The following is an 18,371-nucleotide window of genomic DNA, read 5'->3' as shown; positions in this document are numbered from 1 at the left end:
AAACAACCCTCTCTAATTTGACTCTTTCAATGAGAAACAATTAAAAAGCAAAAACCACAACAGCATCAAATACTATTGTGGTTTTTTAAAATTATTTCTGTTCTATTCTTTTTGCCAGCTAACAATAAATTAGGCTAGATCGAAACGATCCAAATTCATCACCTTATTCCAAGCTGCTGCAAAGTCTTTCAGGAATTTCTCTTGAGAATCGGCACAGCCATAAACCTCAGCAATAGCACGAAGTTCAGAGTTGGATCCAAAGATAAGATCGACACGACTTGCCGTCCATTTCAATTCGCCAGTCTTACGGTCACGCCCTTCAAATACCTCTTGAGAATCAGAAGTTGCTTTCCATGTTGTATCCATATCGAGCAAATTCAAAAAGAAATCGTTAGTAAGGATCTCAGGACGATTTGTAAATACACCCTTATTTGAATGATCGAAATTAGTCTTAAGAACACGAAGTCCTCCTAGAAGCACTGTCATTTCAGGTACTGTTAATGTTAGCAGTTGCGCCTTATCAACGAGCATTTCCTCTGCTGAAACCGTGTATTTAGCTTTCATATAGTTTCGGAATCCATCCGCTTCCGGCTCTAAAACGGCAAATGATTCTACATCTGTTTGCTCTTGTGAAGCGTCAGTTCTTCCGGGAGTAAAAGGAACTGTTAATTGATGTCCTGCGTTTTTCGCTGCTTTTTCAATAGCCGCACAACCAGCAAGTACGATTAAGTCCGCAAGAGAAACTTGCTTTCCTCCAGATGTAGTGCTATTGAACTCAGATTTAATTCCCTCCAATACCGCTACTACTTTAGACAATTGAGTCGGATTGTTGACCTCCCAATCCTTTTGTGGTGCTAATCGAATGCGTGCACCGTTTGCGCCACCACGTTTATCGGAGCCACGGAAAGTAGATGCCGAAGCCCAAGCGGTCGACACTACTTCAGAAACCGATAATCCCGAGTCTACTATTTTAGTCTTTAATGCAGCAATGTCAGCATCATCAATCAATTTATGCGCAACAGCTGGAACAGGATCTTGCCAGATTAATTCTTCTTTAGGTACTTCAGGACCCAAATAACGAGCAATTGGCCCCATATCACGATGCGTCAGTTTAAACCAAGCACGGGCAAATACATCTGCCAGCTTATCTGGATTTTCAAAAAAGTGTCTGGAAATTGGCTCGTATATAGGATCCATTCTCAAGGCGATGTCACTTGTAAGCATAAATGGAGCATGTCGCTTGGCTGGATTGTGGGCATCAGGTACAGTTCCTGCTCCTGCCCCATTCTTAGGTTGCCATTGGTGTGCACCGGCCGGACTTTTTGTAAGTTCCCATTCGAAACCAAATAAGTTTTCAAAATAATTATTGCTCCATTTCGTTGGCGTTGTAGTCCAAGCTCCTTCAAGTCCGCTCGAAATAGTGTTTTCTCCATTTCCGCTGCCAAAGCTATTTTTCCAACCCAGTCCTTGATTCTCAATAGGTGCTCCCGCAGGTTCCGCACCAACGTATTTATTTGGATCAGCGGCACCATGAGTTTTCCCAAAGGTATGTCCGCCCGCAATAAGTGCCACTGTTTCTTCATCATTCATAGCCATACGAGCAAAGGTTTCTCTAATATCACGTGCTGATGCCAATGGATCAGGATTCCCGTTAGGTCCTTCGGGATTCACATAAATCAACCCCATCTGAACCGCTGCAAGTGGATTTTCTAGTTCACGGTCTCCCGTATAGCGTTTGTCATCGAGCCATTTCCCTTCAGAGCCCCAATAAATATCTTCTTCGGGTTCCCAAATATCTTCACGACCGCCTCCAAAACCAAAAGTCTTTAAACCCATCGATTCAAGTGCACAGTTACCGGTAAGGATCATCAAGTCAGCCCATGAAATTTTCTTGCCATACTTCTTTTTGATTGGCCATAAAAGCAAACGTGCCTTGTCTAGGTTTACATTGTCAGGCCAACTGTTCAATGGTGCAAATCGTTGGGAACCGGAACCTCCTCCTCCTCGACCATCTGCTATACGATAGGTTCCAGCGCTGTGCCACGCCATTCGGATAAAAAATGGTCCATAATGTCCGTAGTCAGCCGGCCACCAATCCTGAGACGTGGTCATAAGCTCAAAGATGTCTTTTTTAACGGCAGCCAGATCAAGGCTTTTAAATTCTTCTGCATAATTAAAGTCTTTTCCCATCGGATTGGACGGTGCTGCATGTTGCCTTAGAATGTTCAATTTTAACTGATTAGGCCACCAATCATTGTTTCTTGTTCCTGAACCTGCACTTTGTTTTGTAGTGCCTCCCGAAAATGGGCATTTACCCTCAGCGTTGCCATTTTTGTTATTTTCCATATTTTCTAATTTTTATTTTTAAAACTTTCAAGGCTAATTTACCATAAATTTTTCTATCTAAATTATTTTTACAATAGATAAAAACTATATTGTTTTAAATAAAAAAACTAGCGAATAACAAAAAACCACAACAAAATCTATTTCTGTTGTGGTTTGCATCTATAACTTTTTTCTATTCACCCTTAATAGGTTAGCTTTTTTTACCAAGGAATTGGATTATAATCTTTTAAAAATTTGCCACACCAATGCTTTCCGGTATTAATCCCATCAAATAACGGATCCATCACTCGAGCTGCACCATCTACAATATCCAGTGGTGGTTGAAAATCTTCCAGCTCTTGTTTCTTTTTGGCTAATTCTGCAGGATCCTCGTCAGTTACCCAGCCGGTATCTACAGCGTTCATAAAAATGCCGTCTTTAGCTAAGGTTCTTGCTGCTGTGTGTGTAAGCATATTCAATGCTGCTTTTGCCATATTGGTATGAGGGTGGCGATCTTCCTTAAAATCGCGATAAAACTTCCCTTCCATAGCCGAAACGTTAATGATATGTTTTTGATCTGTATGGTCTTTCTTCATCACTTCGGAAAGTCGATTACACAATACAAAAGGAGCAACCGAATTCACCAATTGTACTTCGATCATTTCGGTGGTTTCTATTTGTCCTAATTTCAATCTCCAGCTGTTCGTTTTTCTTAAATCTACTTGCTGTAAATCGGCATCAAGTTCTCCTTCGGGGAAAACTTCGTTCGCCACCAAGGCGTTATCAAAAGAATAGGGAATCTGTGATAATTTGGCGGAAGCCCGTAAACCAATTCCCGGTTCGGGTCCGTGCCAAGTTACCGGCATATTTTGATTAGAAGAAGCTCCCGAGGTCAACACTTTTAATTCATCCAGACAATTAGTATGATCTAATAATAATTCCTGCGCTTGCTGAGGCAAAGAACTTATTGGACGCTCTTCGTTCTCCATTAAATGGGTATAGAATCCGGCAGGTCTTCGCACTGTTTGTGCCGCATTATTGATTAGAATATCCAGTCGCCCGTATTTTTGCTCTATGAAATTGCAAAAGATTTCCACACTAGGAATGTGTCTTAAATCCAATCCATGAATTTTCAGGCGATGCCCCCAATCCATAAAATCAGGTTCTTGCCCAAAACGCAAAGCCGAATCTACCGGAAAACGCGTTGTTGCAATAACGGTTGCTCCTCCGCGCAAAAGCATTAGTGTAATGTGATACCCAATTTTTAGACGAGAACCCGTAATAACCGCTATTTGTCCTTTAACATCGGCTGTCTGGAAACGCTTGGCATAGTTAAAATCGCCACAATCCGTACACATGCTGTCGTAAAAATGGTGCATTTTGGTAAATGGAGTTTTACAGACATAGCAATTTCTGGGGGTTTCCAGTTCCAATTGTTCTTTATTATTGAGCTCCGTAAAAGCCAATAATTTTGGCGCCACAAACACGCTCGCTTCACGGGCATGACGAATGCCCGTTTCTTTTCTGGCGGTTCGATCCTGTTTTTCCTTTTTACGTTTGGCAACAGCTTTTCCGTCCTTTTTTCTACGAGAAAGCTCATCACGATCTGGGCGCGCAAATTGTCCCGCTGCTTTAATCAGAGCTGTTCTTTGGTCTTTATGAATATCAAATATCTGATCCGTATTTGCAACCAATTGTTCCAATATAGTGATACATCTGCCAATTTCCTCCGAAGTAATTGCAGTGGCCGTATCTATTTCTTCCTTCAACATCATAAAACTAATATCAATCTTGGCAAAATACCAAGACCACAAATATAGGCTTTAAAGTGAAAGCCAAATAGTCTAAAAAAATTTACTTGAATTTACACTATTCACTACTCCTAATTATCTTTGTATCTTCGCACCTACTTTGCTAATTTTTCTATGTTATTTCAAATCAAATCCTACATCCAATTTCTTTGGTATTCCAAGAACGAACATGCCGTTCATTCGCCTTTTGTTTTCCATTTGCTTACCAAATGTTTTTATGACCGAAAATCAAAACCGGAATATGCTGTTTTAAAAAAATACCGAAATTCACTTTTAGAAAACAACGAAGCAATTGAAGTAAGCGATTTTGGTGCGGGTTCGAAAGTTTTTAAATCCAATAAAAGACAAGTTTCTAAAATTGCACAAACCGCCGGAATTAGCCCCAAAAGAGCGGAATTACTTTTTAGAATTACCCAATACTTCCAAGCTGACACGATTTTAGAAATCGGTACTTCTTTAGGATTGGCTACATCTGCCCTGGCTTTAGGAAATCCGAAGGCAAAAATTACAACATTGGAAGGATGTGCTGAAACGAGTTCAATTGCAAAAAGACAATTGCAAAAATTCAATTTCAATAAGGTAGAATCTGTTATAACTGAGTTTAATTCTTATTTCGAAAAAAAGAATTTATCGCTGAACGCTACTACTGAACACTATGAACTGAATACTGAACACTTTTCTTTAATCTACTTTGATGGCAATCATACTAAAAAAGCGACCTTAGATTATTTTGAACTTTTATTACCAACGATTACTAACGATTCGGTCTGGATCTTTGATGATATTCATTGGTCTGAGGAAATGGAAGAAGCTTGGGGAATTATAAAAAAACATCCAAAAGTAACAGTCACTATTGATACTTTTCAGTGGGGATTAGTTTTCTTTAGACGAGAACAACCCAAAGAACATTTCATCATTCGCGTATAGATTTGTATATTTGTCCAATAAAATAATGCTTTATGGATATCAAACAAATTTTTGAGAATAACCGAAATTGGATCGCTAAAAAGCTGCAAAGCGATGAAAATTATTTTGACAAATTAGGCCAGGGACAATCACCTGAATTTCTTTACATTGGCTGTTCTGACAGTCGAGTTTCTGCCGAAGACCTAATGGGATTGGAGCCGGGCGAAGTTTTTGTACATCGCAATATTGCTAATATGGTTCCTAATACTGATTTGAATTCCATGTCAGTCATCAATTATGCCGTAACGAGCCTAAAAGTAAATCACATTGTGGTTTGCGGCCATTATGGCTGTGGCGGTGTACTTGCAGCCATGCAACAGGCCGATTTAGGAATCTTGAATCCTTGGTTAAGAAACATTCGCGATGTGTATCGTATTCATCGCAAGGAACTGGATGCCATTACAGATGAAGGAGAAAAATACAAAAGACTCGTTGAGCTCAATGTTCAGGAACAATGCATCAACGTTATCAAAACAGCCGAAGTACAAAAAGCAAATAGCCAACGTAATTTAAAAGTTTACGGTTGGGTTTTTGACATACACACCGGGAAACTAATTGATTTGGAAATTGATTTTGATACAATATTGAAAGACATAACTGAAATTTATAAAATTGCAGACTAAGTTGCTATACGGTTTCTAAAATAAACTCCTCAGAGAGCACAAAAATTGACAGCCATTCCTGGCTGTCTTTTTTTTCTAATCACTCCATTTCTTTGGCTTTTCCATTTCTTTTGTAACAAAAATGTATTTTTGGCAACTTACCTTTAATTCAAAAGTCTTTTGTACTTTTAAAACCGAGAATTCATAATCAATCAATTGTAACCATAAATGGCAAATCCATTAATAAAAATAACCAACATCAAAAGAGATTTTGTTCTTGGAAATGAAATTGTCTATGTCTTAAAAGGCATTGATTTAGAGATTAACAAAGGGGAATATGTTGCTTTAATGGGGCCTTCAGGATCCGGAAAATCAACACTAATGAACCTTTTGGGCTGTTTAGATACCCCAACTTCAGGAACTTACATTTTGAACGGCAAAGATGTCAGTCACATGCAAGATGACGAACTGGCCGAAATACGAAATAAGGAGATTGGTTTTGTTTTTCAAACCTTCAACCTTTTGCCCCGAACAACAGCCCTTGACAATGTGGCGCTTCCAATGATTTATGCCGGATATTCTAAATCTGAAAGACATGCCAGAGCCAAAGAAGTCTTGACTCAAGTAGGCCTTTCTGACCGAATGGACCACCATTCTAACCAACTTTCAGGAGGACAACGCCAGCGTGTGGCCGTAGCTAGAGCACTCGTAAATAGCCCTTCGATCATTCTTGCCGATGAACCTACAGGAAATTTAGACAGTAAGACTTCCCTTGAAATCATGACCCTTTTTGATGAGATTCACGCCAATGGAAATACCGTTATTCTGGTTACCCACGAAGAGGAAATCGCAGAACATGCCCATCGCGTGATTCGTTTGCGAGATGGTCTTGTGGAGAGTGACATTACAAAAGAAATATTCAGTAAACAGTAGCAGTCAACTGTATGAATAACTAGTCATGAGAACATCTAAAATAAAATTTTAAAATGAAAGTATATACCAAAACCGGGGACAAAGGAACGACAGCTCTTTTTGGAGGAACCAGAGTTCCAAAAGACCATGCCAGAATAGAAAGCTATGGCACTGTTGACGAACTGAACTCCCATATCGGATTGATACGAGACCAGGAAATGAATACGCATTACAAAGAAATCCTGATCGAAATCCAGGATCGTTTGTTTACCATAGGCGCCATTCTTGCCACTCCACCGGAAAAAGAAGTGATGAAAAACGGAGAACTTCGCTTAAAAAAATTAGGAATCGTAGAAACTGATATCGAATTATTAGAACAGGAAATCGACACCATGGAAAACGAACTCCCACCTATGACTCATTTTGTACTGCCTGGAGGCCATACCACTGTGTCATATTGTCATATAGCACGTTGTGTTTGCCGTCGTGCGGAGCGTTTAGCTGTTCATTTAAGTCATAATGAGCCCGTTGCCGAAATCGCAATCAAGTACCTAAACCGACTTTCTGACTATCTTTTTGTATTGGCACGGAAGTTGTCTCATGATTTGAACGCCGAAGAAGTTCAATGGATTCCAAGAAAGTAGAATTCAGCAAACAGAAATCAGTATTCAGTTGTGTTTTTCGGTTCAAAATTTTAAACTTTTAAACCTTAAACTTTAAACTAAAAAACACGTTCTTAACTTTTTAAAAAATAAATGGATTTTTACTTGCCTTTTTCAGTAAAAATTTTATTTTTGCACAAAACTAAATCGACAAAAGATGTATTGGACATTAGAATTAGCATCCTATCTTAGTGATGCACCGTGGCCTGCTAACAAAGACGAACTTATTGACTACGCTATACGTGCTGGAGCACCATTAGAAGTAGTAGAAAACCTTCAATCTATAGAGGACGAAGGCGAGATATATGAATCAATGGAAGAAATTTGGCCGGATTATCCAACTGACGAAGATTATCTTTGGAATGAGGATGAATATTAAAAAAATTACCCAAGAAAAAGTCTCAAAAGAGGCTTTTTTTTTGGTTAAATTTACAGCTATAAAATAAATTAGAAATACAACCATATTATGAGTTTCATAAATAGCATTATTAAAGCCTTTGTTGGAGACAAATCTGACAAAGATGTCAAAGCCTTACAGCCTTACTTAAACAAAATCAAGACATTCGAAAGTAATTTAATTACATTGTCACATGATGAGCTAAGAGCACGTACCTATTTCTTTAAAGATCAGCTGAAACATGCCCGAGCAGGAGTTGATGCTAAGATTAGCGCACTGCAACAAGAAGTAGAAGGCATTGAAGATATTGACAAAAAAGAAGACATCTATAACGCCATTGATGCTTTAGAGAAAGAAGCCTACGATATCTCTGAGAAAACATTGTTAGAAATTCTGCCTGAAGCTTTTGCAGTAGTAAAAGAAACAGCCAGACGTTTCAAAGACAATTCTGAAATAATCGTAACAGCAACAGCTAAAGACCGAGAATTCTCTGGAACAAAAAGCTATGTTAGCCTTGACGGAGACAACGCAATTTGGAAAAACAAATGGAATGCTGCCGGAAAAGAAATCACTTGGGACATGATCCATTATGATGTCCAATTGATTGGTGGAATGGTACTGCATATGGGGAAAATTGCCGAAATGCAAACAGGAGAAGGAAAAACATTAGTAGCAACTTTACCGTTATACCTGAATGCCTTAACCGGAAACGGAGTGCATCTAGTAACGGTGAATGATTACTTGGCAAAACGTGACAGTACTTGGAAAGCCCCTTTATTTGAATTTCACGGTATGACTGTAGATTGTATTGACAATCACCAACCCAATTCTGACGAAAGAAGAAAAGCTTACGAAGCCGATATCACTTATGGAACCAATAATGAATTTGGTTTTGATTATTTGAGAGACAATATGGCGCATTCGCCAAATGATTTAGTACAAAGAAAACACAATTATGCCATTGTCGATGAGGTCGATTCTGTTTTAATTGATGACGCCAGAACACCTTTAATCATTTCTGGTCCGGTTCCTCAAGGAGATCGTCACGAGTTTAACGAACTAAAACCAAAGATTGAAAACCTAGTTAGTTTACAACGTCAATTGGCTAACGGATTTTTGGCTGAAGCCAAAAAATTAATCAAAGAAGGAAACACTAAAGAAGGTGGTTTCTTGCTTTTGAGAACATACAGAAGTTTACCAAAAAACAAAGCATTGATTAAGTTTTTGAGTGAGGAAGGCATCAAACAACTGCTTCAAAAAACAGAAAATCAATACATGCAAGACAACAATCGCGAAATGCATAAGATTGACGAAGCCTTGTATTTTGTAATCGAAGAAAAAAACAATCAGGTAGAATTGACTGATAACGGAATCAAATTCCTTTCTGGCGATACTGATGCTGACTTTTTCGTCCTTCCGGATATTGGTACTGAAATTGCCACAATCGAGAAGAAAAAACTGGACAAAGACGCCGAAGCGGAAGAGAAAGAAAAATTATTCCAGGATTTCGCCATCAAAAGCGAACGTATTCATACTTTAACTCAGCTTTTAAAAGCCTACAGCCTTTTTGAAAAAGACGTAGAATACGTAATCATGGATAATAAAATCATGATTGTAGACGAACAAACCGGTCGTATTATGGACGGTCGTCGTTATTCTGACGGATTGCACCAAGCGATTGAAGCCAAAGAAAACGTAAAAATTGAAGCGGCTACCCAAACTTTTGCTACGGTAACTTTACAGAATTATTTCAGAATGTACAACAAATTGGGTGGTATGACTGGAACTGCAGTTACTGAAGCTGGTGAGTTATGGCAAATATACAAATTGGACGTAGTAGAAATTCCTACTAATAAACCAATGGCCAGACAAGATAAAGAAGATTTCATCTACAAAACTACTCGTGAAAAATTCAACGCGGTTATCGAAGATGTAACAGCTTTATCACAAGCAGGAAGGCCGGTACTTATTGGTACAACTTCGGTAGAGATTTCAGAATTATTGAGCAGAATGCTAAAAATGCGTGGTGTAAACCACAACGTATTGAATGCAAAAATGCACAAACAAGAAGCGCAAATTGTTGAAGAAGCAGGAAAAGCCGGAGTGGTAACTATTGCAACCAATATGGCGGGTCGTGGAACGGATATTAAATTATCTGCCGAAGTGAAAGCAGCAGGCGGATTAGCAATTGTAGGTACAGAACGTCATGATTCGCGTCGTGTGGATCGTCAGTTGCGTGGTCGTGCCGGTCGTCAAGGAGACCCGGGAAGTTCTCAGTTCTACGTTTCTCTTGAAGACAACCTAATGCGTTTATTTGGTTCTGAAAGAGTAGCCAAGGTAATGGACAGAATGGGACTCGAAGAAGGAGAAGTAATCCAACATTCGATGATGACTAAATCTATCGAACGCGCTCAGAAAAAAGTAGAAGAAAACAACTTTGGTGTTCGTAAACGTTTATTGGAATATGATGATGTAATGAATGCGCAACGTGAAGTAGTATACAAACGTCGTCGTCATGCTTTGTTTGGAGAGCGTCTAAAACTGGATATTGCCAACATGTTGTATGACACCTGCGAACTAATCGTTCAAGATACTAAAGGAACAAATGATTTCAAAACTTTCGAATTTGATTTAATCCGTTATTTCTCTATCACTTCTCCGGTTACCGAAAGTGATTTCAACAGATTGACAGAAATGGAATTAACGGCGAAAGTATACAAAGAAGCTTTAAAATACTACAACGAAAAAACCGAACGTAGTGCCAGAGAAGCATTCCCAATTATCAAGAATGTTTATGAAGACAAAAACAACCAATTCGAGCGTATTGTAGTTCCATTTACCGATGGTGTAAAATCATTAAACGTGGTGACTGATTTGAAAAAAGCGTATGAATCTGAAGGAAAACAATTAGTTGCCGATTTCGAGAAAAACATCACTTTGGCTATTGTTGATGAAGCTTGGAAAAAACACTTACGCAAAATGGACGAATTGAAACAATCGGTTCAATTAGCGGTTCACGAACAAAAAGATCCATTGCTTATCTATAAATTCGAAGCTTTCAACTTATTTAACGGTATGTTGAATGGAGTAAACAAAGAGGTAATTTCTTTCTTATTCAAAGGAGATTTACCCCAACAAAGTGCTCCGGAAATTCAAGAAGCGAGAGAAGAAGTTCGTCCAAAAGAAAAATTGCAATTAAGTAAAGACGAAATTCCTAATAGCGAAGCTGCAAATCGTGAGGCTGGCGAAACACAACAACGACAAGTTACTGAAACTATTGTGAGAGACATGCCAAAAATCAACCGTAATGACAACGTAACCATCAAACAAGTGGCGACCGGAAAAACGGAAACGATGAAATTCAAAAAAGCAGAAAGTCTATTGGCTTCTGGAGAATGGGTTATCGTGACTGAATAAATCCAAATAACAGATTTAAATCTGTGAAAAATAAAAAACCCTAATTACTTTCGTAATTAGGGTTTTTTATTTTTCTGTACCTTGCATTAGAAAATCCTATTTAATAAATCCGTAAATCCTAACTAGAAATCATGATTTAGAAAACTTAACAACCTCGTTTTTAATTGGTTTTATCGTTTTTAAATAAGCATAAATAGCTTTCAAATCCTCCGTTTTCATTTTCCCATACATCGTCCAAGGCATAATGGTGTTGGCATCACCTTTTCTAACTTTTACAGGAACATAGGTACCATCAGCATATATTTTGAAACGAGACACAAATTGCTGTTCTGTCCAATTGCCAATGCCTGTTTCTTTATCGGGTGTAATGTTAGCAGAACGAACAACTCCACCTGTCGGCATTGGAAATTCAAAACCTCCCGCCAATTCCATTCCTGCAACAGGAGCACCTTTGTCTTTTTTGGTATGGCATTCAAAACAAGCTGCAGCATTGTACAAATATTCGCCATATACAACGGTATTTTTAGTATCGGGGATTTTAGAAAAACTTGCTTTTTGAGGAATCGTATTGATAATAAAATTCATTGGAAAATCAGCCTTCGATTTAGGCACATCATTTTTAATTGGTTCAAAAGTTCTCAAATAAGCAATAATTGAGATTAAATCCTCTTTATCCATTTTCCCATAATTAGGATGGGGCATTACCGGAAATAATGCTGAACCATCTTTACTAACACCAGTTGAAATAGCCCCGCTCCGCAAAGTGTAGCTGCTGCGCAAACGTCTCTGACTTTGCGCAATTTTACTCTTTTATTACAAGCGAAATCATCCTAAAAGTCTCCTTACTTTTTCAAAAAACGATTTATTAAAAGCAACACACTTCAAAGTGTAGCTGCTGCATATCTTTGTCAGAAAGCCAAGATAATGAAAACTGTCATGTTGATTTTTTTCGTAACTTTGATTCTTAGAAATAAATAAAATGGACATTCAATCTTCTAAAATAGAATTGGTAAAAATAATTCTCAACATTGAGAATGATAAATTCATTGAAAAAATCACAGAATTCATTCAAAATGAAAAAGTAGATTTTTGGGATGAATTGAGTGTTTCTGAGCAAGAAGAAATTGAAAAAGGGATAAAAGAATTAAATAAAGGAAAAAGAATTGAGTTCAACGACTTCTTGAAAAAAATTTCTTAGTGAAAGTCTTTTTATCAGAAATAGCTCAAAACAAACTTTTAAAGTTAAATGATTTTCTTTTAGAAAATTGGAGCTTAAAAGTTCGAAATGATTTTATTAAAAAGCTATCTTCTAAAATTCAACAAATTTCAAATCAACCTGAAAGTTGCCCACAATCAAACAAATTTAAAGGTCTTTTTAAATGTGTAGTAACAAAACAAACTATTTTATACTACAGAGTTAATGTTGACAAAAAAGAAATTGAAATCATCAGCATTTTTGACTCAAGACAAAATCCAGACCAATTAGAAAAGGAGCTAAGGTAAAATTAACAACCCGCTCCGCAAAGTGTAGCTGCTGCGCAAACGTCTCTGACTTTGCGCAATTTTACTATTTTATTACAAACGAAATCACCCTAAAAGTCTCCTGACTTTTTCAAAAAACGCTTTATTAAAAGTAAAACTGCGCAAAATATAACTACTGCGCAAACGCCTCTTACTTTACCTAGCGAACTGATACAAATAGAAAAAAAAAACAACTACTCATGTTGTTCCCGTTTTGAATTCAAAGATATTTACAAAGTATAATCAACAACAATTGTAAAAAGTATGGAGACTTAGAAACGTTTTTATTTAATAAGTACATTCTAAAATTTCGCAAAGTCAGGAGACTTTGCGAAGCCTGTTATTAACCTACAAAAGCTTTTCTTTCAAAAAAATCATTTATTATGCAATTAAAAACAAATTATCTCGGATTTTCTTCAAAATAACGCGCTTCGATTCTCTTGATGTCTTTTATGGAATTTTTGGCCCAAGCCAAGCGTTTTACCAAAATTTCCTCTTCGGATAAATGCCAATCGATATTGGAGTTTCGCAAACGATTAGTAAGATTTTGAATGATAATAGCCGCCGAAACGGAAATATTCAAGCTCTCGGTAAAACCCACCATCGGTATTTTCAGGAAACCATCTGCCCGCTCTAATATTTCCTCAGACAAGCCGTCTCTTTCTGTACCAAAAAACAAGGCACTGGGTTTTGAAATATCAAAATCTTCCAACAAGCAATCATTTTCATGTGGCGTGGTAGCAATGATTTGGTATCCTTTATTTTTCAAAGTGTCTACACAATTACTTACGTTGTCAAATTTATTGATATCGACCCATTTTTGAGCACCCATAGCGATTTCCTTGTCAATCCTTTTGCCATAACGTTGCTCGATAACATTCAATTCCTGGATTCCAAAAACCTCACAGCTGCGCATCACCGCACTGGTATTGTGCATCTGAAAAACATCTTCAACAGCAATAGTAAAATGATTGGTTCTGTTTGCCAAAACATTCAAAAAGCGTTCTTTGCGATTATCCGTTAAAATAGTTTCAAGGAAATTCAGGTAATCAATATCAATCATTGCAAATGGTTTTTTTGGCAAAAATACTAAAAAAGACTAGCTTTAAATAAATATAGTAATTTTGTCCTGTCGACGAAGGGGAAATCACATTTTGAAAGCAAATTAGGAGATTCTTCCTTTGTGGGAATAACAAGATAATAAAAACATGAAAAAGAAATTAGTTGTTTTAAGCGGAGCCGGAATCAGTGCCGAAAGCGGCATCAAAACCTTTCGCGACAGCGATGGACTTTGGGAAGGCCATGATGTCATGGAGGTTGCCACGCCCGAAGGCTGGCATAAAAACCCAGAGCTGGTTCTTGATTTTTACAACAAAAGAAGACAGCAACTCAAGGAAGTACAACCCAATTTAGGGCATCAAATTCTAGCCGAATTAGAAAGTCATTTTGAGGTGCATGTAATCACTCAAAATGTGGATGATTTGCATGAACGCGCCGGAAGTACGAATGTCTTGCATTTGCACGGTGAACTCTTAAAAGTGAGAAGTACAAAAAATGCTGATTACATTCTGGATTGGACCGAAGATTTAAATTTTGGTGATTTCGACGAAAATAAAAATCAATTGCGTCCCCATATTGTTTGGTTTGGCGAAGAAGTTCCCGCTCTCGACGAAGCAATTGCTATTACCAAAACTGCCGATTTTTTTGCCGTTATCGGCACTTCACTTCAGGTGTATCCGGCTGCCGGATTAATCGATTTTACCGCTGCTGACGTTCCGGTTTTTTACATTGATCCCAAACCAAATAAAATTCCAAATATTCGAAATCCATTGGATATTATTCCAGAAGTGGCTTCGCAAGGAATGGAAACATTAAAAAAGAAGCTAATCGCGTTTATTTAAAAACCATTCCTTTTCGATTTTGCTTCTAAAGGTTTATATTTGTGCCTTTCGAACAAACAACAAAACAATGACTACTTTAAACGAATTGAATGCTATTTCTCCAATTGACGGAAGATATAGAAACAAGACTATTTCACTGGCTCCTTTTTTCTCTGAAGAAGCTTTAATCAAATACCGCGTATTAGTTGAAATTGAATATTTCATTGCTTTGTGCGAAGTGCCTTTGCCACAATTAAAAGACGTAAACCCTAATTTATTTGAGAGTTTGCGCGATATCTATAAAAATTTCTCTACCGAAGATGCTCTTTGGATAAAAGAAACCGAGAAGGTAACCAACCACGACGTAAAAGCGGTAGAATACTTTATCAAAGATGCTTTTGAAAAATTAGGTTTATCCCAATACAAAGAGTTCATCCATTTTGGATTGACTTCTCAAGACATCAACAATACAGCGATTCCACTTTCAACCAAAGAAGCTTTCGAGAAAGTGTACATGCCTTCTTTAATTACTTTGACCTCAAAATTGAAAGAATTAAGCATCGAATGGAAAGACGTTCCAATGCTTGCCCGTACCCACGGACAACCGGCTTCCCCTACTCGTTTGGGCAAAGAAATTGCGGTTTTTGTAGAACGTCTGGAAGAGCAAATGCGTTTGTTGTTCAACGTCCCTTTTGCAGCTAAATTTGGTGGAGCTACCGGAAATTACAATGCCCATCATGTGGCTTATCCGCAAATTGACTGGCGAAAATTCGGAGGAAAATTCGTTGAAGAAAACCTAGGATTACACCACTCTTTCCCAACAACACAAATTGAGCATTACGATCATTTTGCAGCCTTTTTTGATGCATTAAAAAGAATCAATACTATCATCATCGATTTAGACCGAGACATCTGGACGTATGTTTCGATGGAATATTTCAAACAAAAAATCAAAGCAGGAGAAATTGGATCTTCGGCGATGCCACATAAAGTGAACCCGATTGACTTTGAAAACTCTGAAGGGAATTTAGGAATTGCCAACGCGATTTTCGAACATTTATCGGCTAAATTACCAATCTCAAGATTACAACGCGATTTGACTGATAGTACCGTTTTGAGAAACATTGGTGTTCCTATGGGTCATACCATTATTGCTTTTGAAGCTAGCTTGAAAGGATTAAACAAATTGTTATTGAACGAATCCAAATTCCACGAGGATTTAGAAAAAAACTGGGCGGTGGTTGCCGAAGCGATTCAAACCATTTTGCGTCGTGAAGGCTATCCAAATCCTTACGAAGCATTGAAAGGACTAACCAGAACCAATAAAGCGATTGATAAAAATGCAATTCATAACTTTATTGCCACACTGGATGTGTCAGAGGAAATAAAAGCCGAATTAATGCAAATTACACCTAGCAATTTCTTGGGAATCTAAGTTCGTAAAAATTAAAATATCATAAATTCCCGTTGAAGAAGAACAAAAAAACTCTTTTCAACGGGAATTTTAATTTCAAAAAAGACCTTTTAACTAAAATTAAACCTCAAAAATAAAGTTTAATTTTATACCTTACCAATTACACAAAAAAACATCAAACAGAGCTAAATACCCATGGATACAGTAGAAACAGCAGCAAGTGCAACGCAAAATTTACAGCCTTTAATTAGCGACTTTGGATTGATTTTGATAACTGCAGCATTGGCTTTATTACTTTTCAAAAAAATAAAACAACCTTTGGTTTTAGGTTATTTAGTAGCCGGTTTTTTAGCAGGCCCACATTTTCCATTTTTTCCTACAGTAAAAGAAGTTAGCAGCGTTGAAGTTTGGGCCGAAATTGGAGTGATTTTTCTATTGTTCAGCTTAGGACTCGAATTTAGTTTTAAAAAGTTGATGAAAGTAGGCGGAACTGCCTCCATCACCGCTGTCACCCAAATAGTCACCATGATTGCCATTGGTTATTTAGTTGGACAATGGATTGGCTGGAAGCAGATGGATAGTATTTTTCTGGGCGTAATCCTCTCTATTTCATCCACAACAATTATTCTAAAAACATTTGATGAGCTGGGCGTAAAAGCACAAAAATTTGCAGGAATAGTTGTTGGATCGCTTATTGTCCAAGACATCGTTGCCATTTTGATGATGGTATTGCTTTCGACTATTGCGGTAAGCCAACAATTTTCAGGTGGAGAATTGCTGCAATCTGTTTTAAAACTAGTATTTTTCTTGACGATTTGGTTTGTTGGAGGAATCTTTTTTATTCCCACTTTACTTAAAAAAGCAAAAAACATATTGACCGACGAAATGCTGTTAATCATCTCACTTGCCTTATGTTTGATGATGGTAATCCTTGCGGATAATGTTGGGTTCTCTCCTGCACTGGGTGCTTTTATTATGGGTTCGATCATTGCCGAAACTACACAAGCGGAACACATCGAACATCTAGTAAAACCGGTAAAAGACTTGTTTGGAGCGGTTTTCTTCGTATCGGTTGGTATGCTAATTAATCCAGAAACCTTATACGAATATGCCTTACCCGTTGCCATTTTGACTTTTGTTGTTATTTTAGGACAATCCATAAGTTCTACGATAGGTGCTTTGATTTCTGGACAGCCATTAAAACAATCCGTTCAAACCGGAATGAGTTTGTCCCAAATAGGAGAATTCTCCTTTATTATCGCAACATTAGGAATGACACTTAATGTTACGAGTGATTTTCTATACCCTATCGTTGTTGCTGTTTCAGCGGTAACGACTTTTACCACGCCTTTTATGGTGAAATTTGCCACCCCTTTTTCGGAATTTCTCGAAAGAAAACTACCTCGAAGATGGGTTAAGAGAATTGCGCGCTATAGCGCCAATGCCCAATCGATAAAACTAGTAAGTACTTGGCAGGTAGTCATCAGAGCTTATATGGTTCAAATTGTACTCCATACCATTATTATTACAGCCATCATTCTGCTATCTTCCAAAATGATTTTGCCTTTGGTAGAGCACTCAAAATTCGGTAATGCGATCGCCGCCTTGATTACAATCATTGCTATCTCCCCTTTTTTATGGGCGCTGTCTTTAAGACGGGTTGCTGTCAAAGAAGTACAATCTTTATTAGATGACCGAAAATACAGAGGACCTATCATTATGATGATTCTTTTGCGAATTGGACTAGCCATTTTCTACATCGGATTTTTATTAAATATCTTTTTCTCGCCGGGAATTGCTTTCATCGCCTTGATTAGCGCCATTGTTATTTATTACTTTTTTCCAAAGAAACTCCACCAGCAATACCTAAAAATAGAAAATCATTTCCTAAAAAATCTAAATGATAGAGAAGTTGCCAAAGTGGATCGCCGTTATGCTAATTTAACTCCTTGGGATGGTCACATGACAACTTTTGAAATTGCCAAAGAATCTAATATCGCCGGTAAAACCTTGGAGGAATTGCGTATTCGAGAACAAATGGGAATCAATGTTGCTTTCATAAAAAGGGGAGAAATTATGGTAAAAATTCCAAATAGACAGGAGCGCTTGTTTCCTGGAGATGAAATTTGTGTCATCGGGACCGATGCTCAAGTCGAGAATTTCAAAAATTATTTGCACCAAAATGAAATAGAAATCCCTGATACAGTAAAAGAAGACCAAATCAGTCTCCAACAACTAGAATTAAAAAAAGAAAATGAGTTTATTGGTAAAAGCATCCGCCAATCTCAATTAAGAGAAAAAACCAATGGAATGGTTGTAGGAATTGAACGCAATGGAAAACGTTTATTAAATCCCGAATCGAATTTAATCCTGGAGAAAAACGACATCCTTTGGGTAGTAGGCGACAAGAAATTGATGGCAGCTTTGTTCCAAGAATAAATTTTGTAAAAGCTCAAAAAAAAGC

The 18,371-nt window shown here is 37.6% G+C and carries 15 protein-coding genes; 11 read left to right on the top strand and 4 right to left on the bottom strand.

The annotated features are described in order from the left end of the window. Positions 1-129: 129 nt before the first annotated feature. Positions 130-2,346: a catalase/peroxidase HPI gene (gene katG / locus LNP19_RS08095; protein ID WP_230061431.1), complete on the bottom strand. Its 2,217-nt coding sequence runs from the start codon at positions 2,344-2,346 to the stop codon at positions 130-132. 200 nt (positions 2,347-2,546) lie between these two features. Next, positions 2,547-4,097, bottom strand: coding sequence for an SDR family NAD(P)-dependent oxidoreductase (locus LNP19_RS08090; RefSeq protein WP_230064222.1), 1,551 nt, complete (start codon positions 4,095-4,097; stop codon positions 2,547-2,549). Between the two features lie 153 nt (positions 4,098-4,250). Between LNP19_RS08090 and LNP19_RS08085 the strand changes: the two genes are divergently transcribed. From LNP19_RS08085 to secA, 6 genes are all read left to right on the top strand, one after another. Then, positions 4,251-5,063, top strand: coding sequence for an O-methyltransferase (locus LNP19_RS08085; protein ID WP_230061430.1), 813 nt, complete (start codon positions 4,251-4,253; stop codon positions 5,061-5,063). Between the two features lie 32 nt (positions 5,064-5,095). After that, positions 5,096-5,725, top strand: a complete 630-nt coding sequence (locus LNP19_RS08080; protein WP_230061429.1) for a carbonic anhydrase — start codon at positions 5,096-5,098, stop codon at positions 5,723-5,725. Positions 5,726-5,932: 207 nt separating this feature from the next. After that, positions 5,933-6,637 (top strand): ABC transporter ATP-binding protein, encoded by a 705-nt coding sequence (locus LNP19_RS08075; RefSeq protein ID WP_230061428.1) that lies wholly within the window; start codon positions 5,933-5,935, stop codon positions 6,635-6,637. Between the two features lie 53 nt (positions 6,638-6,690). Continuing rightward, on the top strand, positions 6,691-7,260 hold the full coding sequence (locus LNP19_RS08070; protein WP_230061427.1) for a cob(I)yrinic acid a,c-diamide adenosyltransferase: 570 nt from the start codon (positions 6,691-6,693) through the stop codon (positions 7,258-7,260). A gap of 175 nt (positions 7,261-7,435) precedes the next feature. After that, positions 7,436-7,657, top strand: a complete 222-nt coding sequence (locus tag LNP19_RS08065; RefSeq protein WP_007138072.1) for a DUF2795 domain-containing protein — start codon at positions 7,436-7,438, stop codon at positions 7,655-7,657. Positions 7,658-7,744: 87 nt separating this feature from the next. Continuing rightward, entirely contained in the window at positions 7,745-11,092 is a 3,348-nt protein-coding gene (gene secA / locus LNP19_RS08060) for a preprotein translocase subunit SecA (RefSeq protein ID WP_230061426.1), read from the top strand. Positions 11,093-11,221: 129 nt separating this feature from the next. Here the strand turns inward: secA and LNP19_RS08055 are convergent, their stop codons facing one another. Next, complete coding sequence (locus LNP19_RS08055) at positions 11,222-11,872, bottom strand: c-type cytochrome (RefSeq protein WP_230061425.1); 651 nt, start codon at positions 11,870-11,872, stop codon at positions 11,222-11,224. 199 nt (positions 11,873-12,071) lie between these two features. Between LNP19_RS08055 and LNP19_RS08050 the strand changes: the two genes are divergently transcribed. Both LNP19_RS08050 and LNP19_RS08045 read left to right on the top strand, forming a co-directional pair. Further along, the gene (locus LNP19_RS08050) at positions 12,072-12,290 is read left to right on the top strand and encodes a hypothetical protein (protein ID WP_072941227.1); all 219 of its coding nucleotides are present in this window, start codon (positions 12,072-12,074) and stop codon (positions 12,288-12,290) included. Then, positions 12,290-12,595, top strand: a complete 306-nt coding sequence (locus tag LNP19_RS08045; RefSeq protein ID WP_072941224.1) for a type II toxin-antitoxin system RelE/ParE family toxin — start codon at positions 12,290-12,292, stop codon at positions 12,593-12,595. The genes LNP19_RS08050 and LNP19_RS08045 overlap by 1 nt, the downstream gene beginning before the upstream one ends. A 418-nt stretch (positions 12,596-13,013) precedes the next feature. Here the strand turns inward: LNP19_RS08045 and LNP19_RS08040 are convergent, their stop codons facing one another. Beyond that, positions 13,014-13,676 (bottom strand): TrmH family RNA methyltransferase, encoded by a 663-nt coding sequence (locus tag LNP19_RS08040; protein WP_230061424.1) that lies wholly within the window; start codon positions 13,674-13,676, stop codon positions 13,014-13,016. Between the two features lie 145 nt (positions 13,677-13,821). Between LNP19_RS08040 and LNP19_RS08035 the strand changes: the two genes are divergently transcribed. From LNP19_RS08035 to LNP19_RS08025, 3 genes are all read left to right on the top strand, one after another. Beyond that, complete coding sequence (locus LNP19_RS08035; protein WP_230061423.1) at positions 13,822-14,514, top strand: SIR2 family NAD-dependent protein deacylase; 693 nt, start codon at positions 13,822-13,824, stop codon at positions 14,512-14,514. 67 nt (positions 14,515-14,581) lie between these two features. Then, positions 14,582-15,928, top strand: a complete 1,347-nt coding sequence (gene purB / locus LNP19_RS08030; protein ID WP_230061422.1) for an adenylosuccinate lyase — start codon at positions 14,582-14,584, stop codon at positions 15,926-15,928. A gap of 174 nt (positions 15,929-16,102) precedes the next feature. After that, positions 16,103-18,346 (top strand): cation:proton antiporter domain-containing protein, encoded by a 2,244-nt coding sequence (locus LNP19_RS08025; RefSeq protein WP_230061421.1) that lies wholly within the window; start codon positions 16,103-16,105, stop codon positions 18,344-18,346. Positions 18,347-18,371: the final 25 nt, after the last annotated feature.

This window comes from Flavobacterium acetivorans (genome assembly GCF_020911885.1).
Classification (GTDB): Bacteria; Bacteroidota; Bacteroidia; order Flavobacteriales; family Flavobacteriaceae; genus Flavobacterium; species Flavobacterium acetivorans.
This window is presented reverse-complemented; position numbering and strand designations above follow the sequence as displayed.

Bases quoted from the DNA above. Each gene is read 5' to 3' on its own strand.
- LNP19_RS08065 (WP_007138072.1), top strand. From the start codon at position 7,436: ATGTATTGGACATTAGAATTAGCATCCTATCTTAGTGATGCACCGTGG.
- LNP19_RS08070 (WP_230061427.1), top strand. From the start codon at position 6,691: ATGAAAGTATATACCAAAACCGGGGACAAAGGAACGACAGCTCTTTTT.
- LNP19_RS08040 (WP_230061424.1), bottom strand. From the start codon at position 13,676: ATGATTGATATTGATTACCTGAATTTCCTTGAAACTATTTTAACGGAT.
- katG (WP_230061431.1), bottom strand. From the start codon at position 2,346: ATGGAAAATAACAAAAATGGCAACGCTGAGGGTAAATGCCCATTTTCG.
- purB (WP_230061422.1), top strand. From the start codon at position 14,582: ATGACTACTTTAAACGAATTGAATGCTATTTCTCCAATTGACGGAAGA.
- LNP19_RS08025 (WP_230061421.1), top strand. From the start codon at position 16,103: ATGGATACAGTAGAAACAGCAGCAAGTGCAACGCAAAATTTACAGCCT.
- LNP19_RS08075 (WP_230061428.1), top strand. From the start codon at position 5,933: ATGGCAAATCCATTAATAAAAATAACCAACATCAAAAGAGATTTTGTT.
- LNP19_RS08080 (WP_230061429.1), top strand. From the start codon at position 5,096: ATGGATATCAAACAAATTTTTGAGAATAACCGAAATTGGATCGCTAAA.
- LNP19_RS08050 (WP_072941227.1), top strand. From the start codon at position 12,072: ATGGACATTCAATCTTCTAAAATAGAATTGGTAAAAATAATTCTCAAC.
- secA (WP_230061426.1), top strand. From the start codon at position 7,745: ATGAGTTTCATAAATAGCATTATTAAAGCCTTTGTTGGAGACAAATCT.
- LNP19_RS08090 (WP_230064222.1), bottom strand. From the start codon at position 4,097: ATGTTGAAGGAAGAAATAGATACGGCCACTGCAATTACTTCGGAGGAA.
- LNP19_RS08035 (WP_230061423.1), top strand. From the start codon at position 13,822: ATGAAAAAGAAATTAGTTGTTTTAAGCGGAGCCGGAATCAGTGCCGAA.
- LNP19_RS08085 (WP_230061430.1), top strand. From the start codon at position 4,251: ATGTTATTTCAAATCAAATCCTACATCCAATTTCTTTGGTATTCCAAG.